A 26,193-nucleotide genomic window follows, 5' to 3' on the forward strand; every position below is an offset into this window, starting at 1 on the left:
GTGCCGTTGTTCCGTGTCAGTGGTGGCGCATTATAGGGAGTTATTTCTGCCTGACAAGAGGAAATTTAAAATAATTTTCTGAGTGCGCACTTTTTATTCTTTGCGTTTATTTTGCCGACGATTTGTTGGTTAAATGGGCTATTTCACGGGCAAAGTGCGCAACCTGCTCCCAGTCGGTGTACACCACTTCTTTACTGGTATCCGTTTCGCCGCCCGACATCTTCATAATAAGCTTGATCATCAGACGGTCATACCAGCGATAGCGGGGATAGCGAAGCGCGCCTGCAATGACGGCACAGTAGTCAGGTCGCCACGGAGAGCTCATTAAAAACTTACGCGCATAGCTGTTAGTCTGCGGCGTCCGTTTTTCAGCTTTACGCGCCACCAGGTTAACGGAATAAAAGGCGCTCGGCATCCCGTTCAACCGCGTGGCGTATTTCTTAACGAACTCCTGAAAGGCGCTGTGGTAATGGCCATAACGAATAGACGCGCCAATCACTACGCGATCATAGCTATCCCAGTCAGGCTCTTCTGCGCGATGCAGATTAACGACATCGGCCCAGATCCCCATCTCTTTGAGTTCAGAAGCCAGATAAGAGGCAATTTCGCGCGTTTGTCCGTCCCGGGTAGAGAAAAGAATCAATGTTTTCACGTGTTACTCCATTATTCACGCCAGAAAGTCGGGGTAAAAAGTACCAGCAAAGTGAATACTTCCAGACGACCAAATAGCATGTTGGCGATGAGTATCCATTTCGCAACCGGATTCATACTGGCGAAGTTATCAGCAACCACCCCCAGCCCCGGTCCCAGGTTATTAAGCGTAGCCACTACCGAGGCGAAAGCCGAGAAATCATCTACGCCTGTAGCGATAATGGCCAGCATACTGACGATAAATACCAGCGCGTAGGCAGAAAAGAATCCCCAGACGGCTTCCAGAATACGTTCTGGCAGCGCCCGGTTCCCCAGCTTAATACTGTAAACGGCATTCGGATGCACCAGACGTTTGAGTTCGCGGTTCCCCTGTTTAAACAACAACAGAATACGGATGACCTTTAACCCCCCGCCCGTTGACCCGGCGCAACCGCCAATAAACGCGGAACATAGCAGCAAGACGGGCAAAAACAGCGGCCAGCGCGCAATGCTGTCCGTGGTAAACCCTGCCGTTGTCGCCATCGATACAACCTGGAAGAACGCCTGATTTAGCGTTGTCAGCGCCGAGTCGTAGATATTATGGAACCACAGTACCAGCGTGCAGATCACCACCAGCGTCAACTGTACGCCGATGAACATGCGGAATTCCGGATCGCGCCAGTATACTTTCAGGCTACGTCCGCTTAATAAAGAGAAATGCAGGCCATAGTTACAACCGGAGATCAGCAGGAAAATAGCGATGATGGTATTAATAGTGGGACTATCAAAATAACCTACGCTGGCGTCATGCGTTGAGAAGCCGCCGATAGCGATAGTGGAGAAGCTGTGTCCGATAGCGTCAAACGCGGGCATCCCTGCAAACCATAGCGCCAGCGCGCAGGCTACCGTTAGCAAGACATAGATAAGCCACAGCGTTTTCGCCGTCTCGGCAATACGCGGGCGCATTTTGTTATCTTTGAGCGGCCCCGGCATTTCCGCCCGATAGAGCTGCATCCCCCCGACGCCGAGGATAGGGAGAATCGCCACCGCCAGCACAATGATCCCCATACCCCCAAACCATTGCAGCATCTGACGATAAAAGAGAATGGCGTGCGGTAATGAGTCCAGCCCCACCAGCGTAGTGGCGCCCGTGGTGGTTAACCCGGAGAACGATTCAAAAAAAGCATCGGTAATGGTGAGGTTTGGGCTTTCCGAGAAAATAAACGGTAGCGCACCCACGCTGCCCAGCACGGTCCAGAACAGCACCACGATAAGAAATCCTTCGCGGGATTTCAGCTCGCCCTTTTCCCTACGGTTTGGCCACCACAGTATGGAACCGATCGCCAGCGCGACAAAAAAGGTCTGCGTGAACGCTCTTCCTGCGCCATCACGATATATTAGCGCTACCAGTCCCGGGAGAATCATTGTCCCCGAAAATAAGATAACCAGTAGTCCAACGATTCGGGTAATGGCGCGAAAATGCATCTCTGCCGCTTCCTTTATTCTTAAAAATGAGGTGGGGATTATTCTTCAATCGCTAACAATTGCAATGAACCACGGCTAAAATCCGCCAGTTTTGTGGAAAATGCATTCACATGAGCAAAAGGAAGCGCCACCCTGAGCCGAACAGACGCCTGATAATCGCTGGAAACGATCTTCCCGGCAAACTGTCCTAATAATGCTTCGATTCCGGCCAACTGACCGTACTCACACTGCAAAGTATATTCGGTTAATGGCGTCTTGCGTTGTGTGGCAAGCTGACGTAATGCCTGATTCACACCGCCGCCATAGGCTTTTACCAGCCCGCCCGTACCCAGCAGAATACCACCATAGTAGCGCACGACGACGGCAGTAATTTCTCCGACGCCGCTGCCCATCAATTGCGCAAGCATCGGCTTGCCTGCCGTTCCCGCCGGTTCGCCGTCGTCTGAAAAGCCCAGTTGCTGTGAGTCGTCCGGCGCACCCGCCACCCACGCCACACAATGGTGGCGCGCATCAGGGTGCTCAGCTCTGACTGACTCAACAAACGCTTTCGCCGCGTCTACGCCATCGGTATGCGCCAATAGCGTAATAAAGCGGCTTTTTTTGATCTCTTCAACAACGGTGACCGGCGCTGCAGGGATTAACCAACTGTCCATTACGCCAGTTTTAAATCCCGCGTCATGTTTTCCACGCCGTTTTCGTGGATGACCACGTTATCTTCAATGCGAATACCGCCGAAAGGCTTGAGCGCTTCAATTTTCTGCCAGTTGAAGTGCTTGCTGAACGGCCCTTCGCGCCACGGCGCTAACAGCGATTCGATGAAGTAAATCCCCGGTTCGATGGTCAACACCATTCGCGGCTGTAACACACGCGTGCAGCGCAGATACGGGTATTTGGACGGCGCGGCGAGATGCGTACCGGAATCATCCTGCATAAACCCGGCCACATCGTGTACCTGCAGACCCAACGGATGACCAATACCGTGCGGCATAAACGGCCCGGTGAGATCATTTTCCACCATCGCCTCTTCACTCATGTCGGTAATGATTTGATACTTACGCAGCAGCTTCGCGATGCGCTGATGGAACTGAATATGATAATCCACATAGCTGACGCCCGCCTTCATGGTAGCGATCAGCGCCAACTGTTCATCGTTAACATCTTTCACCAGATGGGCGTAGTCGTTATCGCTTTTCGCCGACCAGGTCCGCGTCAGATCCGCCGCGTAGCCGTTGTATTCCGCGCCCGCATCCAGCAGGAAACTGCGCATTTCAGATGGTGCCTGATGATCCAGTTTCGTGTAATGCAGCACGGCGGCATGTTCGTTCAGCGCCACAATGTTGCTGTATGGAACATCAGTATCGCGATGTCCCGTGGCGGTCAGGTATGCCAGGTTGATGTCGAACTCACTCATGCCGGAACGGAAGGCCTCTTCCGCCGCACGATGACCGCTCACCGCCATTTTCTGCGCTTCGCGCATACAGGCCAGTTCATAATCCGTTTTATAGGCGCGGTAGTAATGCAGATAGTCGATAACACCTTTCGGGTTGATGTTGCTGGCGGCGATATCCAATTGTAGCGCGCGCTCAGGAACCGGGCCGATATAGCCGATATTGCCACGCGCGGCAGGCAGCTGGCTGCCGATGCCATCCGCTTTCGGTAAGGCGACAACCTCGACTTCTTCTGTCCAGAAGGACGTTGGCAGCGGTTCAACGTTATGCCAGTAATCGACTGGCAGATAAAACCACAATTTGGGTTTGTTGACGCCATCGACCAGCAGCCAGCAATTTGGAACCTGAGTTACCGGCACCCACGCTTTAAACTGCGGATTGACCTTAAACGGATAAGGGTGATCGTCGAGAAAGACGTTGAAAAGCTCGCCGGAATGAATAAGTAACGCATCCAGCTTAAAGCGCGCCAGAACATCGCGCGTCCGTTCTTGTAAGGTAACAATATGATTTTTATAGAGCGCGGCCAGTGATTCCATTTTTTACCCTTCTGCTTTTTTGACCTCAAGTTTCCGCATCTTAGCACATCGCCCCACGAGAGCGTGATCTCTGCCGAGCGTGATCACATCGGCATTTCTTTAATCATTTATTTGCATTTTATTAACACAAAATACACACTTCGCTTCATCTGGTACGACCAGATCACCTTGTGGATTCAGGAGACTGACATGCTTTATAAAGGCGACACCCTGTACCTCGACTGGCTGGAAGATGGCATCGCCGAACTGGTGTTCGATGCTCCAGGCTCGGTCAATAAACTCGACACCGCAACCGTCGCCAGCCTCGGCCAGGCGCTTGAGGTGCTGGAAAAGCAACACGATTTAAAAGGGCTGCTGCTGCGCTCGAATAAAGCGGCCTTTATTGTCGGCGCGGACATCACCGAATTTCTTTCACTGTTCCTCGTCCCCGAAGAGCAGTTAAGCCAATGGCTGCATTTCGCTAATAGCGTCTTTAACCGTCTGGAAGATTTACCCGTACCGACCCTTGCCGCCGTAAACGGCTATGCGCTGGGCGGCGGGTGCGAATGCGTGCTGGCCACCGATTACCGTCTGGCGACGCCAGACCTCCGTATCGGTCTGCCGGAAACTAAACTGGGCATCATGCCGGGTTTCGGCGGCTCCGTTCGTCTGCCGCGTATGCTGGGCGCAGACAGCGCGCTAGAGATTATCGCGGCAGGTAAAGATGTCGGTGCTGAGCACGCGCTGAAAATCGGCCTTGTGGACGGCGTGGTCAAACAAGAGAAGCTAATTGAAGGCGCGATAGCGGTGTTACGCCAGGCCATTACCGGCGATCTCGACTGGAGAGCTAAACGCCAGCCGAAACTGGAACCGTTGAAACTCAGCAAAATTGAAGCAGCGATGAGCTTTACCATCGCTAAAGGCATGGTCGCACAAACGGCGGGTAAACATTATCCGGCGCCGATGACCGCAGTGAAAACCATTGAAGCCGCCGCGCGTTTTGGTCGTGAAGAAGCGCTGAATCTGGAAAATAAAAGCTTTGTTCCGCTGGCGCATACCAATGAGGCTCGTGCGCTGGTCGGTATCTTCCTCAACGATCAATATGTAAAAGGTAAAGCCAAAAAGCTGACCAAAGATATTGAGACGCCGAAACAGGCAGCCGTACTGGGCGCGGGCATTATGGGCGGCGGTATCGCTTACCAGTCGGCCTGGAAAGGCGTACCGGTCATCATGAAAGATATCAACGATAAATCGTTGAACCTCGGCATGACCGAAGCGGCCAAGCTGCTGAACAAACAGCTGGAGCGCGGCAAGATCGACGGTCTGAAGCTGGCGGGCGTCATTTCGACCATCCACCCGACTCTCGATTATGCCGGTTTCGATCGCGTAGATGTTGTTGTCGAAGCGGTAGTCGAAAATCCGAAAGTCAAAAAAGCGGTACTGGCGGAAACCGAGCAGAAAGTGCGCCCGGAAACCGTGCTGGCCTCAAATACCTCCACCATCCCAATTGGCGAACTGGCAAGCGCCCTGGAACGTCCGGAAAACTTTTGCGGAATGCACTTCTTCAACCCGGTACACCGGATGCCGCTGGTTGAAATCATTCGCGGCGAGAAGAGTTCAGACGAAACCATTGCCAAAGTCGTCGCCTGGGCCAGCAAAATGGGCAAGACGCCGATTGTAGTCAACGACTGCCCCGGCTTCTTTGTTAACCGCGTGCTGTTCCCCTATTTCGCCGGTTTCAGTCAACTGCTGCGCGACGGCGCGGATTTCCGCAAAGTCGATAAAGTGATGGAAAAACAGTTCGGCTGGCCGATGGGCCCGGCCTATCTGCTCGACGTGGTGGGTATTGATACCGCCCACCACGCGCAGGCGGTAATGGCGGCAGGCTTCCCGCAACGGATGCAGAAAGAGTATCGCGACGCGATCGACGCATTGTTTGACGCCAGCCGTTTTGGGCAAAAAAACGGTCTGGGCTTCTGGCGCTATAAAGAAGACAGCAAGGGTAAGCCGAAGAAAGAAGAAGATGCCGCGGTGGATGACCTGCTGGCAAGCGTCAGTCAGCCGAAACGCGACTTCAGCGACGACGAGATAATCGCCCGTATGATGATCCCGATGATTAACGAAGTGGTTCGCTGTCTGGAAGAAGGCATTATCGCAAGCCCGGCGGAAGCCGATATGGCGCTGGTCTACGGCCTGGGCTTCCCTCCGTTCCACGGCGGCGCATTCCGCTGGCTGGATACACAGGGCAGCGCGAAATATCTTGATATGGCGCAGCAGTATCAACACCTCGGCCCGCTGTATGAAGTGCCGGAAGGGCTGCGTGATAAAGCGCGCCATAACGAACCGTATTATCCCCCGGTTGAACCAGCCCGTCCGGTTGGTTCTCTGAAAACGGCTTAAGGAGTCACAATGGAACAGGTTGTCATTGTCGATGCTATTCGCACCCCGATGGGCCGTTCGAAGGGCGGCGCGTTTCGCAACGTGCGGGCAGAAGATCTCTCCGCCCACTTAATGCGTAGCCTGCTGGCGCGTAATCCGTCGCTTACAGCGGCGACCCTCGATGATATTTACTGGGGCTGCGTACAACAAACGCTGGAGCAAGGCTTCAACATTGCCCGTAACGCCGCGCTGCTGGCAGAAATTCCCCATTCGGTACCGGCGGTCACCGTCAACCGTCTGTGTGGTTCCTCGATGCAGGCGTTACACGATGCAGCGCGAATGATCATGACCGGCGATGCGCAGGTTTGTCTGGTTGGCGGCGTGGAGCATATGGGGCACGTGCCGATGAGCCACGGCGTGGATTTTCACCCGGGTCTGAGCCGCAACGTCGCCAAAGCGGCAGGGATGATGGGGCTAACGGCGGAAATGCTCTCCCGCCTGCACGGCATTAGCCGAGAAATGCAGGACCAGTTCGCCGCGCGTTCTCACGCTCGCGCCTGGGCCGCCACCCAGTCTGGCGCATTCAAAACGGAGATTATCCCGACTGGCGGTCATGATGCAGACGGCGTGTTGAAGCAGTTTAACTACGATGAAGTGATCCGCCCGGAAACCACGGTCGAAGCGCTATCAACGCTGCGTCCGGCATTTGATCCGGTTAGTGGCACGGTCACGGCGGGCACCTCATCCGCGCTTTCCGATGGCGCAGCCGCCATGCTGGTAATGAGCGAAAGTCGTGCCCGTGAGCTGGGCCTGAAACCTCGCGCCCGTATTCGCTCAATGGCAGTGGTGGGTTGTGATCCGTCAATTATGGGTTACGGGCCGGTTCCGGCGTCAAAACTGGCGTTGAAAAAAGCGGGACTGTCAGCCAGCGATATCGATGTGTTTGAGATGAACGAAGCGTTTGCCGCACAGATCCTGCCATGCATTAAGGATCTGGGATTGATGGAGCAGATAGACGAGAAGATCAACCTCAACGGCGGCGCGATCGCGCTTGGTCATCCGCTCGGCTGCTCCGGAGCACGTATCAGCACCACGCTTATCAACCTGATGGAGCGCAAAGACGCGCAGTTTGGTCTGGCGACGATGTGTATTGGTCTGGGTCAGGGCATCGCCACGGTGTTTGAGCGGGTTTAATCAAAGATAATATCCCCTAAATAACTCGCATTGCAGCGCAGCGGCAACTGAGCGAATCCCCGGGCACATAGATAACTATGTGCCCGGGATGAGCAAAGGCAGCCAACAAAGAGGCTGCGCGAATTATGACGGGAAACAGTTTAGTTGCCGTTTTTCCCGCCCGTCAGGGGCGGGTTTTTTCACCGTATGGCCCGTTCTACTCAGTAAGCGCTTTGGTCAGGCTAAATGGCATAGCCTGATATCCACGCGCACCATGTATTTGCATTTCGACCGCAGGCTCTTTTTCTCCCCATTTGAACTCTTCCAGATACGGATTAGGTAAGCTGGTAAATGCGCCTACCGACAAATCAAACGCACCACCTGCTGTTGCGGAATACACGAACACAGAATTCTTGTCAGTCTGGTACTCGGTGATAGAGGTTACCGGGCTAAACCACTCGTTCCCGCGCTCTTTACCGTATTGCCAGATCTGTTGGACTGTCTTGTTTTTCTGGTCGATTTTGTAAATCACGGAGCGGCTGTATTTCATACTCTGCATAGCAGGCTGTTCTAAGCCGCGGCCATCGCCATTGTCGAAAGCGGAAAGGTATAAGATATCGCCTTTACTCTTACTATCAATTTTAAAGGCCGTATGTTGCGTCCATGTCCAGTCGAAGTCACCCTCGCAGCCACTGTCCTGGCAGGCGATTTTTTGGCCTTTGCTATCCACTGGCGTCAGAATTGCGGCATTAAATGGCGCTTTCCAGCCAGCAGGCGTACCCAGTATCCACTTCACTTTCTTATCGCGGCCGATTTTGATAATCGCACTCTGGTGGCGGGAGCTGATGATGATGGAATCATCTTCACTGTCATAGTCGACGCTGTTGACATGCGCCCAGTTGCGGCCAGCCCCACTACCCACGATATCCCCGAATTTGTCGGAGGAATCCAGCGCCGCCAGATCTTCTTCGCTCAACGTATGGCCGGACTGGCTGGCGTCGATATTCAGGCACACAGCGCCCTGATCGAGGGTTTTCATTATCACATCACGATAAGGATCGAGGATATCAAACAGACGCCATTCATCCACTACCACGCCGTTCTGATCAACTTCGGCAATCACATCACGCACGGTACGAACATTTTTCCCATCAGGACGTTTATAGTTAGAGCTGGCTACACGCAGGAAGTAGTGACCGTTGGCCGCGTTATCCATTGAGTGTGAAAAATCGTTATAATTATCCGGCAGGCGGCGGTTAAAGATTTCACGCCCCATGATATCGTATTTCACATAACGCTGACCGTAGCCCCACGATAGTGCGCCATCCTGGTTTTGTTTAAAGCCCATCATAACGCCAGCGCGATAAATTGACTTTAAATCATAAATTGAACTTGGATTCATAAACCAACGAATATCACCGGAGGTGTCGATAATAGCGTTAGCTGTAGTGAAGTTCCATTCTAATGCACCCCCAGTAGGGTTGTTCCAGACAGTACGCGTTCCATTCCCAGACTTATCTTTCGTATTATTCAAAAGATACAAGCGATCTTTAAATTCTGGGGAAACCTTTTTAACATCGATAGTAAAGAGTGCTGATTGTTCTTCTTTTGTACCCGCCGATTCAATATAGGCAGGCGGTGCATACATTTTATAGCTTTCTTTTATATTTTCGGTTTTACTACCCTGGATTCTTGTATATTCAACTTCAACGGTATTGACATAATCCGGGTAAAGACCAAAGACGGGAATACCGCCATACGTTAAAAGGTATTTATTATTAACTTTATACGCGATCTCCTGGCCATTTTCTTTGGGGACAATCCGTACATGCACGTCACGTAACTGGTAACCGCCATTACGAATAACGGCGGTTAGCGGCGCGATATCATAGGGGTTCATAACAACTTCGCCAATTTTTCCCTGGACCTGATAGTCCACTTTAGCGCCGCTGGCGCCGCCGATGGCGAAAGCAGTAGAAGGTACTGATGACAAAATTGCAACAGATAATGCGAGAGAAGTTAAAGCATATTTAAATTTCATAACACTCTCCATCTTATAAATAAATAACTAACTTTCCATTTTATGTTTCTTTTATAAAAATAAATGAAGCATATATAATTAACTATTTTTATTGATAGCCTCAGGACATAATATTACTTAATTTATTACACGCAATACAAAGCCTGTAGATATTCAATATCATAAGGTTTTATAGTTGACGATTAATTAATATTTAAGAGGACTTTTAGGTAGGCTAACGTAAAAAGGGACGCTACTGCGTCCCATAAAATAGTTAAATAAATGCGAACGCATCGCCAAACAGACGATCTTCCCGCGCGTTACGCTCATGACAGAACAGATCGCGGGCGATTTTCGCCATCTCAAAACGTCCGGCAATATAAATATCGTGCCCCGCCAGCGTACCATAATCCTGCAATACCGCCGTAAGTACCGTTCCTGTACGTCCACGCCAGCCTTCTTCCGGCTGCTCGACAACAGGTTCAATACGCAAATTCGGATGGTTAACAGAGAGTGCTTCCAGCTCAGAGAGATCATAGAGGTGCTTTTCTTCGCGACCACCCCAGTAAATGGTAACATCACGGGCCGGGTTGCGCGCTAACGCCGTCAACAGGATGGAGCGCACATAAGAAAAGCCCGTACCGCCCGCGATCAGAATCAACGGACGCTCTTCATCGTCACGTAGCCAGGCGTCGCCATGCGGAATATCGACGACGATTTCCCGGTCTTTCAGAATTCGATCCATGACCGCCATCGCATACAGATTGAGCTCGGAAGCGCCAATGTGTAATTCAATAAACCCTTTCTCGTCCGGCGTTGAGGCCATCGAAAACGGGCGTTTGTCACGCTCGTCCATTACGACCATCAAATACTGACCAGCGCGGAATGAAAACGCCGCGTCCGGCACTAAACGAACCCGATATACGGTATCGGTGATAGCTTCTACCGAGGTCACTTTACAGCTTAAGGTTGTCATGCGCTCCCTCTGTCGGGTGTCGGGTCAATACCGACATTTTTCAAGCCGAGTCGCCGCAGCCTGAAATGTCGATGTCCGCTTTCAGTTATTTAAAGATAGCCAGCTCATCCCAAATCGCATCAATACGCGCGGTAACTTCAGGATCTTTAACAATAGGACGACCCCACTCGCGTTGGGTTTCGCCCGGCCATTTGTTTGTGGCATCCAGCCCCATTTTTGAACCCAGCCCGGAGACCGGCGAGGCAAAATCCAGGTAGTCAATCGGCGTATTTTCAACCAGCACCGTATCCCGCGCAGGGTCCATACGGGTGGTAATCGCCCAGATCACATCATTCCAGTCGCGTGCGTTAACGTCATCATCGCAAACGATAACAAATTTCGTATACATAAACTGGCGCAAAAACGACCAGACGCCCATCATGACGCGTTTCGCATGACCAGCGTACTGCTTTTTCATCGTCACTACCGCCAGGCGGTAAGAACACCCTTCCGGCGGCAGATAAAAGTCGACGATTTCCGGAAACTGTTTTTGCAGAATAGGCACGAAGACTTCATTGAGCGCCACCCCTAATACCGCAGGCTCATCGGGCGGACGCCCGGTATAGGTGGAGTGATAGATGGCATCCTCACGCTGCGTAATATGCGTGACGGTAAAGACCGGAAAGTTATCCACTTCATTATAATAGCCCGTATGATCGCCATACGGCCCTTCCGGCGCCATCTCTCCCGGCTCAATGTAACCTTCAAGGATAATCTCGGCGCTGGCAGGCACTTCCAGATCGTTAGAAAGACATTTAACCACTTCAGTTTTCGTGCCGCGCAGCAGGCCCGCAAAGGCATACTCCGACAGAGTATCGGGAACTGGAGTCACGGCGCCAAGTATCGTCGCCGGATCGGCGCCCAATGCGACGGAGACCGGGAAACGTTCACCCGGACGCGCGGCTAACCACTCCTGAAAATCCAGCGCGCCGCCGCGGTGAGACAGCCAGCGCATAATCAGCTTATTTTTACCTATCAACTGCTGACGATAAATGCCCAGGTTTTGCCGCTCTTTGTGCGGACCACGCGTTACCGTCAGTCCCCAGGTAATCAGCGGCGCGGCGTCGTCCGGCCAACAGGTCATGACAGGAAGACGCGTTAAATCGACATCATCGCCAGACGCGATTTTCTGTTGGCAAGGCGCGCCGCGTAACCGTTTCGTCGGCATATTCAGCACTTGCTTAAACTGCGGCAGCTTGTCAAACAGATCGCGAAAGCCTTTCGGCGGCTCAGGTTCTTTCAAAAACGCTAATAATTTACCCACTTCCCGTAATGCGGAAACATCATCCTGCCCCATACCCATCGCCACGCGTTTTGGCGTGCCAAAAAGGTTGCACAGCACCGGCATGGCGTAACCTTTAGGATTTTCAAACAGCAACGCCGGTCCACCGGCACGCAGCGTGCGGTCAGCGATTTCCGTGATTTCCAGATGAGGATCCACAGGTAGCGTGATGCGTTTTAGTTCCCCCTGCTGCTCAAGTAGCGTCAGGAAGTCGCGTAAATCGTGATATTTCATGGCGTCCATTGTAGCCTCTTGGTAAGCGCATCATTATACGGCGTTCATCATCGGGATGCTGTATTTTTGTTAAATTAGCGTGAACTCTGGCAACCAACGCTAATCCAGATACGGCTTAAAGGATGAAGTGTATAATTAACTTCGCGCATGGCTTTTGCTATGCTTGCGCCCCGAACAAGCGGATAAGAGTCATTATGCAATCCTGGTATTTACTGTACTGCAAACGCGGGCAACTTCAGCGTGCTCAGGAACACCTCGAAAGACAAGCGGTAAGTTGCCTGACACCGATGATCACCCTGGAAAAAATGGTACGCGGAAAACGTACCTCCGTCAGCGAACCGCTCTTTCCTAATTATCTGTTCGTTGAATTTGATCCGGAAGTGATACATACCACCACAATCAACGCCACGCGCGGCGTCAGCCATTTTGTGCGCTTTGGCGCGCATCCTGCGATCGTGCCTTCCAGCGTTATTCATCAGCTTTCTATCTACAAGCCCGAAGGCGTTGTCGATCCTGAAACCCCCTATCCCGGCGATAGCGTCATCATCACGGAAGGCGCATTTGAAGGGCTGAAAGCGATTTTTACCGAACCGGATGGCGAAACGCGTTCGATGTTACTGCTTAATTTACTCAATAAAGAAGTGAAGCAGAGCGTAAAAAACACCGGTTTTCGCAAGATTTAGCTATCGTTCAGAATACGACCTCAAATAAGGTTCTGGCGTTGGCATCTGTCATCGCCGCTAACCATTGCGGATCTTCACCACGCCATAGCGCTATGCGCTCCAGGATGTGAGGCAGATACGCGGGCTCGTTGCGTCGTGACGTTGGTTTCGGCGTAAGATCGCGAGGCAACAGATACGGCGCGTCGGTTTCTATCAGTAGCTTTTCCGCTGGAATAAACGGTAAGAGTTCACGTAGCTCAAGCCCGCGTCGTTCGTCGCAAACCCACCCGGTAATACCGATATAGAGCCCTCTATCCACACAGGCCTGCATTTGCTGGCGTGAACCGGTAAAGCAGTGCAGTATTGCACCAGGAAGACTATCCAGCCAGGGATCAAGCAATGCCAGAAATCGCTCATGCGCGTCCCGGCAGTGCATAAAGATTGGCATCTGCAATTCGGCGGCAATTTGTAGCTGCGCCTGAAAGGCACGCTCCTGCTCCTGCGGCGTGGAAAAATTGCGATTGAAATCCAGCCCGCACTCACCGATAGCGACGACTTCCGGCTGGTTCGCCAGCGCAATAATGGCGTCTTCAGACGCAGATGACCACTGACTGCTGTCATGGGGATGGACGCCAGCCGTCGACCAACAATGGGGGTAGCGCCGCGCCAGTTTTAACGCCTGCTGACTTTCATGGATGTTCGTTCCGGTCAGTAGCATACCTTTTACTCCTGCCGCAAACGCACGGGCGACCACATCATCACGATCTTTTGCAAACTGGCTACTGGTTAAATTAACGCCAATATCAAACATGCTTGCCCCCATATGACAACCGCCCTGGCGGGCGGTTGTGTTTAGTCTTCAGTGTGCTCGGCCTTTTCGGTTTCGGCCTCGTTATCTTCGTCGCGCGTCCGTCGCTTACCGACATAAAAGCGTGAGCAGAAAACGCCAATTTCAAACAGGCAGTACATCGGTATCGCCAGCAACGTTTGCGAGAAAACATCTGGCGGCGTAAGCAGCATTCCCACAATGAATGCCCCGACCAGGATATAAGGCCGTTTTTTACGCAAATCTTCTGGCGTGGTGATGCCCATCCAGCACAGCAACACAATCGCCACCGGCACTTCAAAGGCTACGCCAAAGGCCATAAAAAGCGCCATGACAAAGCTAAGATAGCTGGCGATATCTGTCGAAACCTGTACCCCTTCCGGCGCCGTATGCGTCAGAAAACCAAAGGCCAAAGGGAATACGACAAAATAGGCGAAGGCCATACCAATGTAGAAAAGCAGCGAACTGGATACCAGCAGCGGTACGACCAGACGACGCTCATGCTTATACAGCGCCGGGGCGATAAAGGCCCAAACCTGGTACAAAATGACAGGCGCGGATAAGATCAAAGACACCATGAAGGTGAGTTTGATAGGCGTAAAAAACGGCGACGCCACATCCGTCGCAATCATTGTCGCCCCTTGCGGCATCTGTTTAATCAGCGGTGCGGCGACTAAATGATAAATATCATTGGCGAAATAAATTAACGCCAGAAAAATCAGAAGTACTGCGACGATGCAGTTTAGCAGGCGCTTACGCAACTCGATCAGATGCGTGATAAGCGGTTGAGTATCTTCTACAGCCATGTTTACGGTTTATCACTCGACGAGGGGGAAGATTCGACAACAGGCGCAGCGGATTTCTTCTCGGCGTCTATCGTGGCTACGGAAGCGGTTTCCGTCGACTCAGGCACGTTAGCTTTAACGGGCTCCGGCTTTTGTTCCGGCGCGCTCGCCTGTGTTTCAGCGGCGGCAGGGGTGACGCCCTCATGCTGCGTTTCGTTCCCTTTTACCACCGGGTTATGGATGGTATGCGCTTCATCGCTCGCTTGTTCGGGATCGTTAGCGCTGTAGGTGCGTTTCATCGACTCCGCCGCCTGACGCAGTTCATCCATAGATGCTTTCAGCTCGGGAGTCAGATTTTCCAGGCTCGCCTTTTCGACTTTTTTCAGACTGTCCTGGAACTCCTGAAGTTTCAGTTCCTGAGTCAGTTCATTCTGAACCGTTGTCGCAAGGGACCGCAACGCGCGAATCCAGCCCGCTACCGTTTTTACCGCTACTGGCAATCGTTGCGGCCCCAACACAATGAGGCCGATAACGAACACTAACAGCAGTTCGCTAAAACCGATATCAAACACGGATTATACCTGCTCTTTATCTTGGCTTTTAGCGTCTTCCTTTTTCGCTTCGCCTTGCTTATCCGCGATAGATTTAGCGGTAAAATCAGCGTCCTGACTGGTTTTATCCTGTTTGGCATCATCATCGCTCATGGCCTTTTTAAAGCCTTTGATAGACGCGCCAAGATCGGAACCGATGGAACCGAGTTTTTTGGTGCCGAACAGCAGTACGACGATAACGGCAACAATCAACAACTGCCAAATACTGATACCACCCATACATGTTCCTCTGTGATAGATGATGAATTAATAGGGCCGCATTATACACATTATCCTTCGCGCTGCCTCTTTGTTAGCCGCTTTCGCCCGCCCTATTCACATACTTTTACATACGACCGGGACGACATTGACTTGCGGCCTGAGTACTGCCTCGAGTGATAATATGTACCTGCGTGACACAACCGGCGTTGAGCGATAAAAAAATCTCAACGAGTTTTACGCCAGCCAACCAGCCAGACCACTACGCCGCCGACCATGAGCCAGCCAGGCATCAATCCCCATTCAGGGCGGTTGACGAGTAAGAATGACCCGCTCAGTAACAGCGTTGCGCCAATTCCCAATAAATAACGAGACTGACTTTGGCGCACATGGTTTACCTGTAACTCGCGCGCAATCTTATCAACACTGTGCTGTAAATATTTGCCCTGGCGCAAACTGTCGTACACCAGTTCAGGTATTTCTGGCATTTTTTCGACCCAGAACGGCGCTTTTTCTTTAAGAGCCCGCGTGAGAGCCGGAATACCCACCTGATCTTTGATCCAGGACTCAAGAAACGGTTTCGCCGTTTTCCACAAATCAAGCTGAGGATAAAGTTGCCGCCCAACCCCTTCAACATACAATAATGTTTTCTGCAACAACACCAGTTGCGGCTGGACTTCCATGTTAAATCGACGCGCTGTATTGAAAAGGTTTAACAACACATGACCAAACGAGATTTCCGCGAGCGGCTTTTCAAAGATAGGTTCACAGACGGTGCGGATGGCAAACTCAAAATCTTCAACGTTGGTATCTGGCGGAACCCAGCCTGAATCGACATGCAGCTCCGCCACCTTTCGGTAATCGCGATTAAAAAACGCGATAAAGTTTTCAGCCAGATAACGCTTATCTTCTTTGTTTAGCGACCCGACGATACCGCAGTCAATGCCGATATATTGCGGATTTTCAGGGTGTTCATGGCTGACAAAAATATTTCCCGGATGCATGTCCGCATGGAAAAAGCTGTCGCGGAAAACCTGGGTGAAGAAAACTTTAACCCCGCGTTCCGCCAGCAGTTTCATGTTGGTGCCGTTCTTTTCCAGCGCCGCCACATCCGAAACAGGAATGCCGTATATCCGCTCCATCACCATCATGTTCTGGCTACAGTAATCGGAGTACACCTCCGGGATATATAGCATGGGACTATTTTCAAAATTGCGGCGTAACTGAATCGCGTTGGCCGATTCCCGCAGCAGATTCAGCTCATCGATCAGCGTTTTCTCATACTCACGCACCACTTCCGTCGGGCGCAGACGACGCCCATCCGGCAACAGGCGTGGTACCCAGCGAGCAAGGCGATAAATCAGTTTCAGGTCTGCCTGAATTACCGGCAAAATATCCGGGCGAATGACCTTAATAACCACTTCTTTACCGTTTGATTTCAATCGCGCGGTATGTACCTGGGCGATTGACGCCGACGCTAAAGGCTGGATATCAAAGTCGTCAAACCAGGCTTCGACAGGTAGCCCCCCCATCGCCTCTTCAATCTGGGCTTTCGCCAGCCGACCATCGAATGGCGCGACTTTATCCTGGAGCAAAGCGAGCTGATCGGCGATTTGCGGCGGGAACAGGTCACGGCGCGTGGAGAGCATCTGACCAAATTTGATCCAGACCGGTCCCAGCTCTTGCAACGCCAGTCTTAATCGTTCACCCAGCAATTTATCTTTATGCCGGTTTGGCATCCAGAACAGCGAATAGCGCCATAATCGGAGTGGCAGTGTAAGACGCATTCGGGGGATGAGTTCATCAAGGCCGTAGCTTAAAAACGTGCGGATGATGAAATATAGGCGCCGTACTTCACCTGGCGTCATTTGGCCTCCAGTTTTTCCAGCCGTGTGGTCAGAGCATCTACGGCGCGCTCAACAGCCGCGGTTTCTTCGGCAAACCATGCGACTTCCAGCGGGCCAGGCGCCATACGCCACTCTTCAGTGATCGCTTCAGCGGCATAACGCTGCTGGCGTTGAAACCCGTGGCGCAGGAATTTAGCCCCGCCACGCACGACCTTACCGATACTTTCCGCCGCAATATCACCCGTGTATGGCGCCAACAGCTCCGCAGGATCGAATTCGGCGAGATCGGCGAGCGCCACAAAATTTTGCACGACCTGAATATCGCCCTGCACTTCCAGTTCGCCGCTGCGAATAAGCGCGGCCAGCTGCTGACGATCGCGTAGTTTTGGCAAAACGCTAGCTTGAGTGATTACCGTACAGTCCGCTTCGCCTTCCCATGCCCCCAGCACATCAACCTGGCGTTCGCTGAATACCAGGACTAATGGCGTCGAAAATCCCTTTAGTTTCACACACAGTACTTTTCCCTGTAAGCGCGTTCTGGCTGATTTCAGCGCTGGCGAACGATACAGAAACGTATTGAGGAGACCTTCAATTCCTGCGGTCACTAAGGGTTTAAAAGGCATTCCACCCTCCTAGAATTTATAACCACGGTGCAATGCCACAACGCCCGCCGTCAAATTGTAATAATCCACGCTCTCAAATCCGGCGTCCTGCATCATGGCTTTTAAGGTATCCTGATCGGGATGCATACGGATGGATTCCGCGAGATACCGATAGCTATCCGCATCGTTTGCGACCATCGAGCCAATACGCGGTAAAATATGGAAAGAATAGGCGTCATACGCTTTACTCAGCGGCTCAATGATAGGCTTGGAAAATTCAAGCACCAGTAAACGTCCGCCGGGTTTCAACACACGGAACATTGACCGCAGCGCTTTTTCTTTTTCCGTTACATTGCGCAAACCAAACGAAATGGTAATGCAATCAAACGTATTATCAGGGAAAGGCAGAGCTTCGGCATTCGCCTGCACATACTCTACGTTGCCGATCACGCCGATATTACGCAGCTTCTCACGCCCCATTTTGAGCATGGAATCATTAATATCCGCCAGGATAACTTTGCCAGTTTCCCCGACCATACGTGAAAATTTCGCGGTAAGATCGCCCGTACCACCCGCTAAATCGAGAACGGTTTGTCCACGACGCACGCCACTGCAATCAATGGTGAAGCGCTTCCACAAACGATGAATGCCAAATGACATTAAATCATTCATCACATCGTACTTTGACGCCACAGAATGAAAAACGTGGGCCACCATGTCAGCTTTCTGCTCTTTAGCGACGGTCTGAAAGCCAAAGTGCGTCGTTTCTTGTGAATCTTCCACCATCTCAGTGCCTGCTTATCGATAAAAATGTTCAAGAAGTGTAACAGATTGGGCCAATTTGCCCTACTCTGCGCCAGGACTAAACTACTCCGTATGGGTTAACTTAACTGCTGCTTCACCCGTTCATCATTGGGATAATGTTCATCCTGCCGCCCTTCAGGGATCGATCGTAAACGATATTCTTCATCTTGCGTAACGGCCTGTTCCGCTAAATCCGGATTAATCTCGCGTTTGATTTCCACGCCTAGCCCCCGGAAGGCCTCCGCCTGCGCCAAAACGTTGCCACGCCCCGACGCAAGTTTTTTCATCGCCTGGCGGTAGTTATCCTGCGCTTTATCCAGACTCTGACCGATCGCTGACATATCATCAACGAACAACCGCATTTTATCGTAGAGCTTACTGGCTCTGTCTGCGATGTGCTGCGCATTGCGGCTCTGGTGTTCATAGCGCCACAGGTTGGCGATTGTCCGTAACGCCACCAGCAGCGTCGTGGGGCTTACCAGCATAATGTTATTTTTTAGCGCCTCGGTTATCAGTTCGGGCTGTTTATCTAACGCCAGCAGGAAAGCGGGTTCTACGGGGATAAACATCAGAACATAGTCCAGCGAGCGGAGGCCGGGAAGCTGCTGGTAGTCTTTACGCCCCAGTAAGCGAATATGATTGCGCACCGAGGCGATGTGCTCTTGTAAAGCGGCCTCGCGCGTGTAGTCATCTTCAGCGTTAAAGTAACGCTCGTAGGCGACCAACGTCATTTTAGCGTCGATGACCACATCTTTGCCCTGCGGCAAGCGGACGATGACATCCGGCTGCATCCGCGAGCGCGCATCGTTCTCAATACTGACCTGGGTTTCGTATTCGTAGCCTTCACGCAGTCCGGATGCCTCCAGCACCCGCGCCAGCACAACTTCGCCCCAGTTTCCTTGCGCCTTATTGTCCCCTTTCAAAGCGCGCGTCAGGTTGATCGCTTCCTGCGCCATTTGCGCGTTAAGCTGCTGCAAATTACGAATTTCGTGCGCCAGCGTATGCCGCTCCTGCGCTTCTTTGCCAAAACTCTCCTGAACCTGGCGGCGAAAACCGTCCAGTTGCTCACGCAGCGGCGTCAGCAGGCTATTCAGGCTTTGTCGGTTTTGTTCGTCTACGCGACGATTACTGTGTTCAAAGATACGATTCGCCAGATTTTCAAACTGCTCGCTTAAACGCTGTTCGCTGTTGATCATCTGACGGATTTTGTCTTCCGCGTGTTGTTGAGTCGCTTCCAGACGGGTCGTGACTTCACGCAGATCGGCTTCCAGAGAGGTATTAATACTGTGCAGGCTACGCAGTTCGTTATTAAGTAACTCGCATTCACTGCGCCAGTGCGCTTCTTGCGCTAATTGCTGCCGGGCCGCGCTAAGTTCGATATCCAGCTCACGCCGTTCTTCGATAAGATCGGCGCGGATTTGATCGGCGTGCGCTTTCGTCGCCAGCCAGCCAATCACCGCCCCAGCCGCCAGCGCCACGACGGCGCTTATCATAAGAGTAATATCCACAACACCTCTCCTGGAACCACACTGTCCTGCACAAAATAGAATTGTGCTGTATAAACGTCCAGTTTAAAAGGGATTTCCTGCGAGGCGCCACGCAAAAAGAAAAGGCCGAACGCGTCGGCCTTTGCAAAAGAGAGGAGAATTACAGCAGACGACGGGCCGCTTCCACGACGATTTTCACCGCGTGGCTTTCAGTTTGTTTCATCGTTTCCGCATTCGGAATCTCTTGTTGGGTACGGTTGACGATAACGCCCGCCACCATACCTGCGCGTAACCCCTGGCTTGCGCACATGGTTAACAGCGTAGCGGATTCCATTTCGTAGTTCATTACGCCCATCGCCTGCCACTCTTCCATAGAGCCTTTGAAGCGACGCACAACGCGGCCAGAATAGGTGTCGTAACGTTCCTGACCCGGATAGAAAGTGTCGGAAGAGGCGGTTACGCCAACGTGAGTCGTGGCGCCAATCGATTTCGCGGCTTCAACCAGCGCAGTGGTGCAGGCAAAGTCCGCAACCGCCGGGAATTCCATCGGCGCAAAATGCAGGCTCGCCCCATCCAGACGAACGGATGCGGTCGTTACCAGAACGTCGCCGACGTTAATGTGCGGCTGAATAGCCCCCGTGGTGCCGATACGCAAGAAGGTACGAATACCCAGTTGCGCCAGTTCTTCCACGGCAATAGAGGTAGACGGGCCGCCGATACCGGTAGAGCAAACGATAACTGCTTTGCCATCCAGCTCAGCGCGCCAGGAGGTGAATTCGCGGTGAGATGCCAGCTTAACCGGCTTATCCATCAGCGCGGCGATCTTTTCCACACGCTCAGGATCGCCAGGGACGATGGCGAGCTGGGCCCCTTGTAAGTCGTTTTTGGTGAGGCCGAGATGAAAAACATCAGACTTGGACATATAAAACTCCTCTGTGAATCGGGTTTGTCAGAAGAAGCAAAGAGACACTTTACCTAAGGCATAAAGATATTTTCGTGACAGCCATCACTATGACGTAAAACAATTGCACTCGCTTACCATTAAAAAGTGATGCGCATCACAATAAATAATCAATATCGCCAGGCATTGCACAAAAGATAGCCGCTTTAAGGCAATGTGGTTTGTTACACACTGTCTATAGTTAAGATTGCGCTATTTTTTAAGGGTACGGAGAATACCATGACAACGACACATCCATCCGGCTTTGCACCTGCAGCTTCCCCACTTGCCCCTACGATGATTCATACGCCTGATGGGGCCATTAGCGCGGGGATAACGTCGATTCCCTCTCAGGGCGACGATATGCCAGCCTATTACGCCAGACCAAAAGCGAGCGACGGCGCGCTGCCTGTGGTCATTGTGGTACAGGAAATTTTTGGCGTACATGAACACATTCGCGATATTTGCCGACGACTGGCGCTGGAAGGCTATCTCGCTATCGCGCCGGAGCTCTATTTCCGCGAAGGCGACCCCAATGATTTCGCCGATATACCCACATTATTGAGCGGGCTGGTGGCTAAAGTACCCGATTCGCAAGTCCTTGCCGACCTGGATCACGTCGCCAGTTGGGCTTCGCGCAACGGCGGGGATGCGCATCGGCTGATGATCACCGGTTTTTGTTGGGGAGGCCGGATTACCTGGCTGTACGCCGCGCACAACCCACAGTTAAAAGCAGCGGTAGCGTGGTACGGCAAGCTGGTGGGCGACACGTCACTCAATTCGCCGAAGCATCCCGTTGATATCGCCACCGATCTTAACGCGCCGGTACTGGGTTTATACGGCGGGCAGGATACCAGTATTCCACAGGAGAGCGTGGAAACCATGCGTCAGGCGCTACGCGCCGCTAATGCGAAGGCGGAAATCGTGGTCTATCCCGATGCAGGGCACGCGTTTAATGCCGATTATCGTCCGGGCTACCACGAAGCCTCGGCGAAAGACGGCTGGCAAAGAATGCTGGAATGGTTCGCTCAGTACGGCGGGAAAAAAGGCTAACCACAGCGCATTACGATGTTTGTTGGGCCTACGAGACCGGAGTCGGTGTAGGCTCAACAAAGCGTCATCGCCACGTTAGCTATGCTTTACCACAGCATTTTTTATATTTTTTGCCGCTGCCGCAGGGACAGAGATGGTTACGACTGACGGCTCCTGTGTCTTTACGCGCGTCCTGCGCCAGCCAGCGCATGATCGATGCCATTGGATAGCCTTGCGCCAGCAGCTCCCGCCAGACATTCATATACGGCGTAACGTGCTGGAAAAAATGCTTATAGCCCGCACACAAGTAATTATGCGCAGGATGACCGGACGGCGAGACGGCAAAGCGATGCTTCGGACAGCCGCCATGACACGCAAAGCGGTAGTCACAGCGACGACAATCGGCGGTCAGGGTCTCCCGCTTGGCCTCGCCAAACGCAATAGCCCGCTCGCTATTATTTAAGGCTTTGATGCTGTGCTGGTGGATATTTCCCAGCAGATGCTCCGGGTAGACAAAGTGGTCGCAGTTGTAGAGATCGCCGTTCGACTCCAACGCGAAGGCATGTCCACAAGTCTCGGAATGTACACACAGTACCGGCTGCTGCGCCGTCCAGGCGGCTAACGCCACGTCAAACATCTGCACATAGACGCGGTCTACGTCGCGACGAACCCAGATATCAAAGATCTGGTTGAGAAATTCGCCATATTGCCACGACGGTACCGTCCATGGCGCCAGCGTCGCCGCGCTTTCGCCGGGCATCACCAGATTAAGTACCGATGAGTTATCGGTGCTCATTCGCTCTACCAGCGGGATAAACTGAATAAAACGCGATCCCGCCGCCAGAAGAAATTCGTAGACGTCTGCTGCATGACCGACGTTATGTTTTCCCACGACGGTTAAGGTATTAAAGTCGACATGGTGCGCTTTAAGCCGCGCCATTGCTGCGACGACCTGTTCATGAGTTCCTTTTCCAGCGCGATTAAGCCGATAGTGGTTGTGTAACGACGCCGGGCCGTCGATAGAGAGACCGATGAGAAAATGCTGTTCAGCGAAAAAGCGCGCCCACTCGTCATTCACCAGGATGCCGTTCGTCTGCAACGCATGAGTGATTTTTCGCCCATCGCCGTACTTTTCACATAATGCGACAACCCGACGGAAAAACGGTAGCCCCATCATGGTCGGTTCGCCGCCCTGCCAGGCAAAGTCAATGCGGTCGCCACTCTGCGCGGCAATATGCTGGCGTATAAATTGTTCCAGCGTCTCGTCCGACATTCGCCAGTTTTTATTGCGTTCCGGGTACAGCGCCTCTTTTTCAAGATAGAAGCAATATGTGCAATCAATATTGCAGATCGCGCCGCCGGGTTTGGCCATTACGTGACAACCTGCTACCGCCATGTCAGACATCTCCGTTAAAAAATAAGGTTCACCTGCGCCATGAGACAATGCGACGTTTATCGTCGCCAGGGAACATAACAGAATGGAAAACCTCGTTTTGTGCTATGAGAGCGCTGGGCGATCATGACAGGAAAAACGATCTGCGAGGCAATAAAAGCCGCCGCGCTGCTTCCGGGGACGCTATCCGCCTGGTTGTCATTCATACGGAGAACCTTTTTATTATCAAGATCGCCAAATAGCCAGATCCTGAAAAAGACAGCGCGGAAAATAAGATAAAGGGAAATGAGAAGAAAGAGGCGCTGTTAATCAGGTCAGACACGGGCGCTACCCGTCAAAGGGTAGCGCCGCATTGCTGCCGGATAAACGCAGCGGTCAGGATGGGCTATTTCGCCTGACGCAGATTATGCGCCGCTTTGACCATGTTCGCTAACGCCGCGCGGGTTTCCGGCCAACCGCGAGTTTTCAGACCGCAGTCCGGATTCACCCACAGGCGTTGTGCCGGAATACGCTGTGCCGCCTTCTTCAGCAGGGCTTCAATCCACTCGACGCTCGGCACGTTCGGCGAGTGAATATCGTACACGCCCGGCCCGATTTCGTTCGGGTAGTCGAACGCTTCGAACGACTCCAGCAACTCCATATCCGAGCGGGAGGTCTCAATGGTGATCACATCCGCATCCAGCGCGGCGATCGAATCCATAATGTCGTTGAACTCGCAGTAACACATGTGGGTGTGGATCTGGGTTTCATCCTTCGCCACCGCCGCGTTGATGCGGAAGGCTTCCACACCCCATTCCAGATAGGCGTCCCAGTCGCTGCGACGCAGCGGTAGACCTTCGCGCAGCGCCGGTTCGTCGATCTGAATAATCCCAATCCCCGCCGCCTCCAGATCCGCGACTTCATCACGCAGCGCCAGCGCAATCTGTTTCGCAATCGTTTCGCGGGTCACGTCTTCGCGGGGGAATGACCAGCAAAGAATAGTCACCGGGCCGGTCAACATCCCTTTTACCGGCTTGTCGGTCAGCGACTGGGCATATTTCGCCCACTCCACGGTAATCGGTGCCGGACGGCTGATATCGCCAATCACTACCGGCGGTTTCACACAGCGGGAGCCATAGCTTTGCACCCAACCATTCTGGGTAAAGACGAAGCCGTCCAGATGCTCGCCGAAGTATTCCACCATGTCGTTTCGCTCGGCTTCGCCGTGTACCAGCACATCCAGCCCTAAACGCTCCTGCTCGATGATAGCCTGTTTGATATGTTCGGCGATGCCGGTGCGGTAGTTATTCGCGTCGAGGTTGCCCTTTTTGAAGTCCAGACGCAGGCCGCGAATTTCCGTGGTTTGCGGAAACGAACCGATAGTCGTCGTCGGCCAGGCGGGAAGTTTAAAGCGGGCGCGTTGCGCTTCAGCGCGCACCTCATACGGATTCTCACGCTGGCTGTCCTGCGCGGTGATCGCCGCCAGGCGTTTTTCTACCGCGGCATTATGTACGCGGCGGGAGTGACGACGAGCCTGAATCGGTGCGCTCCATTCCTCAAGCGCCGCCGTTTCGCCGCTGTTCAGCGCATCGCGCAGCAACGCCAGTTCACCGCATTTTTGCAGCGCAAAGGCAAACCAGCTTTTAACTTCCGTATCCAGACGCGTTTCGACGCTGAGATCGATCGGGCTGTGCAGCAAAGAGCAGGAGGATGCTACCCACAGCGCGCGTTTGCCCACAATGGCGTTAATCTGCGCGTATTTTTCGGTCAAATCGGCGCGCCAGACATTACGCCCGTTAATCAAGCCTGCGGAGAGCAGCCAGTCGACCGGCAGACGTTGATGCAGTTCCGCTACATCATCTTTGCCATGAATGAGGTCAACATGTAGCCCCTGTACCGGTAGCGCGATAATAGTGTCCAGGTTTGGCGTCACGCCTTCAAAATAGGTCGTCAGCAACAGCTTCACCTGGCCGGCGAGCGCGTCGTAAGCCGGTTTGAAGGCATCCAGCCACGCCTGCGGCAGTTCCAGCACCAGCGCTGGCTCATCAATTTGGACCCACTCAATACCACGTTTTGCCAGTTCAGCCAGCACGTGCTGATACACCGGCAAAATGTCTTTCAGCAACGTCAGGCGGTCAAACGGCTCGCCTTTCACTTTACCCAGCCACAGATACGTGACAGGCCCCAGCAGTACGGGTTTGATCTTATGCCCCAGCGCCAGCGCTTCGTCCACTTCCTCCAGCAACTGTGTCCAGGTGAGTCTGAACTGCTGGCCTTTGCTGAACTCCGGTACTATGTAGTGATAGTTAGTATTAAACCATTTGGTCATTTCCGCTGCCGCCGCCGGTTCGCCGGTTGGCGCGCGACCACGGCCAATGCGGAACAGAGTGTCGATGTCCACGGAACCGTCGTTGTTCTGATGACGAGCCGGCACATTGCCTAACAGCAGGCTGGTGGTCAGAACATGGTCGTACCAGGCAAAGTCGCCTACCGGTAACAGGTCAATACCCGCTTGTTTCTGCTGCTCCCAGTGACGCGCGCGCAGTTCGCGCCCCACCGCCAGTAACGCTTCACGCGTTGAGTTCCCCGCCCAGTAGCTCTCTTGCGCTTTTTTCAACTCGCGACGCAGGCCAACGCGAGGAAAACCGAGGGTATGAGTCAATATTGTCATTTTACTTCCTCTAATTATATGTAAATCCTAAGTATTTTAAATTCAGGGAAGGCGGCAAGTTTGCTCATCCCCGGGAGCTTACATCAGTAAGTGACCGGGGTGAGGAAACGCAGCCAACGCACCATCAATTTAAAAGACGACGGATTTTGGACGTCTGGATGTTTACACATCCATA

22 protein-coding genes are annotated in these 26,193 nt (G+C 52.7%); 4 read left to right on the plus strand and 18 right to left on the minus strand.

Translation table 11 applies throughout. The features are described from left to right. Window positions 1-106: 106 nt before the first annotated feature. Genes hemG through pepQ form a run of 4 tightly spaced genes read right to left on the minus strand, consistent with a single transcriptional unit; the run spans window position 107 to window position 4,099 of the window. On the minus strand, window positions 107-652 hold the full coding sequence (hemG, locus tag ACLJQJ_RS21705) for a menaquinone-dependent protoporphyrinogen IX dehydrogenase (RefSeq protein ID WP_000853982.1): 546 nt from the start codon (window positions 650-652) through the stop codon (window positions 107-109). Window positions 653-663: 11 nt separating this feature from the next. Beyond that, window positions 664-2,115: a Trk system potassium transporter TrkH gene (gene trkH / locus ACLJQJ_RS21710; RefSeq protein WP_000545688.1), complete on the minus strand. Its 1,452-nt coding sequence runs from the start codon at window positions 2,113-2,115 to the stop codon at window positions 664-666. Between the two features lie 38 nt (window positions 2,116-2,153). Then, entirely contained in the window at window positions 2,154-2,768 is a 615-nt protein-coding gene (locus ACLJQJ_RS21715; RefSeq protein ID WP_000378897.1) for an IMPACT family protein, read from the minus strand. Then, entirely contained in the window at window positions 2,768-4,099 is a 1,332-nt protein-coding gene (gene pepQ / locus ACLJQJ_RS21720) for a Xaa-Pro dipeptidase (RefSeq protein ID WP_063809679.1), read from the minus strand. The genes ACLJQJ_RS21715 and pepQ overlap by 1 nt, the downstream gene beginning before the upstream one ends. Before the next feature lie 189 nt (window positions 4,100-4,288). Here pepQ and fadB point away from each other — a divergent pair, with 189 nt between their 5' ends. Together fadB and fadA are read left to right on the plus strand one after the other, a co-directional pair. Further along, entirely contained in the window at window positions 4,289-6,478 is a 2,190-nt protein-coding gene (fadB, locus tag ACLJQJ_RS21725; protein ID WP_000966000.1) for a fatty acid oxidation complex subunit alpha FadB, read from the plus strand. 9 nt (window positions 6,479-6,487) lie between these two features. Continuing rightward, entirely contained in the window at window positions 6,488-7,651 is a 1,164-nt protein-coding gene (fadA, locus tag ACLJQJ_RS21730) for an acetyl-CoA C-acyltransferase FadA (protein ID WP_000438778.1), read from the plus strand. Between the two features lie 196 nt (window positions 7,652-7,847). On the opposite strand, the gene ACLJQJ_RS21735 is transcribed toward fadA, so the two are convergent. From ACLJQJ_RS21735 to ubiD, 3 genes are all read right to left on the minus strand, one after another. After that, window positions 7,848-9,671 (minus strand): aryl-sulfate sulfotransferase, encoded by a 1,824-nt coding sequence (locus ACLJQJ_RS21735; RefSeq protein WP_000669887.1) that lies wholly within the window; start codon window positions 9,669-9,671, stop codon window positions 7,848-7,850. A gap of 253 nt (window positions 9,672-9,924) precedes the next feature. Beyond that, window positions 9,925-10,626 (minus strand): NAD(P)H-flavin reductase, encoded by a 702-nt coding sequence (gene fre, locus ACLJQJ_RS21740; protein ID WP_000209831.1) that lies wholly within the window; start codon window positions 10,624-10,626, stop codon window positions 9,925-9,927. Between the two features lie 85 nt (window positions 10,627-10,711). After that, window positions 10,712-12,190 (minus strand): 4-hydroxy-3-polyprenylbenzoate decarboxylase, encoded by a 1,479-nt coding sequence (ubiD, locus tag ACLJQJ_RS21745; RefSeq protein WP_000339760.1) that lies wholly within the window; start codon window positions 12,188-12,190, stop codon window positions 10,712-10,714. A 185-nt stretch (window positions 12,191-12,375) separates the two neighbouring features. On the opposite strand from ubiD, the gene rfaH reads away from it, so the two are divergent. Next, entirely contained in the window at window positions 12,376-12,864 is a 489-nt protein-coding gene (gene rfaH / locus ACLJQJ_RS21750; RefSeq protein WP_001192410.1) for a transcription/translation regulatory transformer protein RfaH, read from the plus strand. Between the two features lie 7 nt (window positions 12,865-12,871). Here rfaH and tatD read toward each other — a convergent pair whose 3' ends face one another. The 9 genes from tatD to udp all read right to left on the minus strand — a co-directional run bounded on the left by tatD (window position 12,872) and on the right by udp (window position 20,925). Further along, complete coding sequence (gene tatD / locus ACLJQJ_RS21755; protein ID WP_000459642.1) at window positions 12,872-13,654, minus strand: 3'-5' ssDNA/RNA exonuclease TatD; 783 nt, start codon at window positions 13,652-13,654, stop codon at window positions 12,872-12,874. Window positions 13,655-13,695: 41 nt separating this feature from the next. Further along, on the minus strand, window positions 13,696-14,475 hold the full coding sequence (gene tatC / locus ACLJQJ_RS21760) for a Sec-independent protein translocase subunit TatC (RefSeq protein ID WP_000257554.1): 780 nt from the start codon (window positions 14,473-14,475) through the stop codon (window positions 13,696-13,698). Window positions 14,476-14,477: 2 nt separating this feature from the next. Continuing rightward, window positions 14,478-15,026 carry a Sec-independent protein translocase protein TatB gene (gene tatB / locus ACLJQJ_RS21765; protein ID WP_000459612.1) on the minus strand — a complete coding sequence of 183 codons (549 nt, stop codon included), beginning with the start codon at window positions 15,024-15,026 and terminating at the stop codon, window positions 14,478-14,480. A gap of 3 nt (window positions 15,027-15,029) precedes the next feature. Then, window positions 15,030-15,284 (minus strand): Sec-independent protein translocase subunit TatA, encoded by a 255-nt coding sequence (tatA, locus tag ACLJQJ_RS21770; RefSeq protein ID WP_000508972.1) that lies wholly within the window; start codon window positions 15,282-15,284, stop codon window positions 15,030-15,032. 206 nt (window positions 15,285-15,490) lie between these two features. Next, complete coding sequence (gene ubiB, locus ACLJQJ_RS21775; protein ID WP_000187559.1) at window positions 15,491-17,131, minus strand: ubiquinone biosynthesis regulatory protein kinase UbiB; 1,641 nt, start codon at window positions 17,129-17,131, stop codon at window positions 15,491-15,493. Further along, window positions 17,128-17,733: a ubiquinone biosynthesis protein UbiJ gene (ubiJ, locus tag ACLJQJ_RS21780; RefSeq protein ID WP_001116092.1), complete on the minus strand. Its 606-nt coding sequence runs from the start codon at window positions 17,731-17,733 to the stop codon at window positions 17,128-17,130. The genes ubiB and ubiJ overlap by 4 nt, the downstream gene beginning before the upstream one ends. Before the next feature lie 9 nt (window positions 17,734-17,742). Then, the gene (gene ubiE, locus ACLJQJ_RS21785; RefSeq protein ID WP_000229009.1) at window positions 17,743-18,498 is read right to left on the minus strand and encodes a bifunctional demethylmenaquinone methyltransferase/2-methoxy-6-polyprenyl-1,4-benzoquinol methylase UbiE; all 756 of its coding nucleotides are present in this window, start codon (window positions 18,496-18,498) and stop codon (window positions 17,743-17,745) included. A gap of 95 nt (window positions 18,499-18,593) precedes the next feature. Then, window positions 18,594-20,024: a DNA recombination protein RmuC gene (gene rmuC / locus ACLJQJ_RS21790; RefSeq protein ID WP_000355562.1), complete on the minus strand. Its 1,431-nt coding sequence runs from the start codon at window positions 20,022-20,024 to the stop codon at window positions 18,594-18,596. 139 nt (window positions 20,025-20,163) lie between these two features. Further along, entirely contained in the window at window positions 20,164-20,925 is a 762-nt protein-coding gene (gene udp, locus ACLJQJ_RS21795) for a uridine phosphorylase (protein ID WP_000045169.1), read from the minus strand. A gap of 258 nt (window positions 20,926-21,183) precedes the next feature. Here udp and ACLJQJ_RS21800 point away from each other — a divergent pair, with 258 nt between their 5' ends. Next, window positions 21,184-21,996: a dienelactone hydrolase family protein gene (locus ACLJQJ_RS21800; RefSeq protein WP_000213959.1), complete on the plus strand. Its 813-nt coding sequence runs from the start codon at window positions 21,184-21,186 to the stop codon at window positions 21,994-21,996. Window positions 21,997-22,075: 79 nt separating this feature from the next. On the opposite strand, the gene ACLJQJ_RS21805 is transcribed toward ACLJQJ_RS21800, so the two are convergent. Both ACLJQJ_RS21805 and metE read right to left on the minus strand, forming a co-directional pair. Next, the gene (locus tag ACLJQJ_RS21805) at window positions 22,076-23,419 is read right to left on the minus strand and encodes an anaerobic sulfatase maturase (protein WP_000017947.1); all 1,344 of its coding nucleotides are present in this window, start codon (window positions 23,417-23,419) and stop codon (window positions 22,076-22,078) included. Window positions 23,420-23,753: 334 nt separating this feature from the next. Continuing rightward, complete coding sequence (metE, locus tag ACLJQJ_RS21810; protein ID WP_000154179.1) at window positions 23,754-26,018, minus strand: 5-methyltetrahydropteroyltriglutamate--homocysteine S-methyltransferase; 2,265 nt, start codon at window positions 26,016-26,018, stop codon at window positions 23,754-23,756. Between the last annotated feature and the right edge of the window lie 175 nt (window positions 26,019-26,193).

This window comes from Salmonella sp. SAL04202, assembly GCF_046550775.1.
Classification (GTDB): domain Bacteria; phylum Pseudomonadota; class Gammaproteobacteria; order Enterobacterales; family Enterobacteriaceae; genus Salmonella; species Salmonella enterica.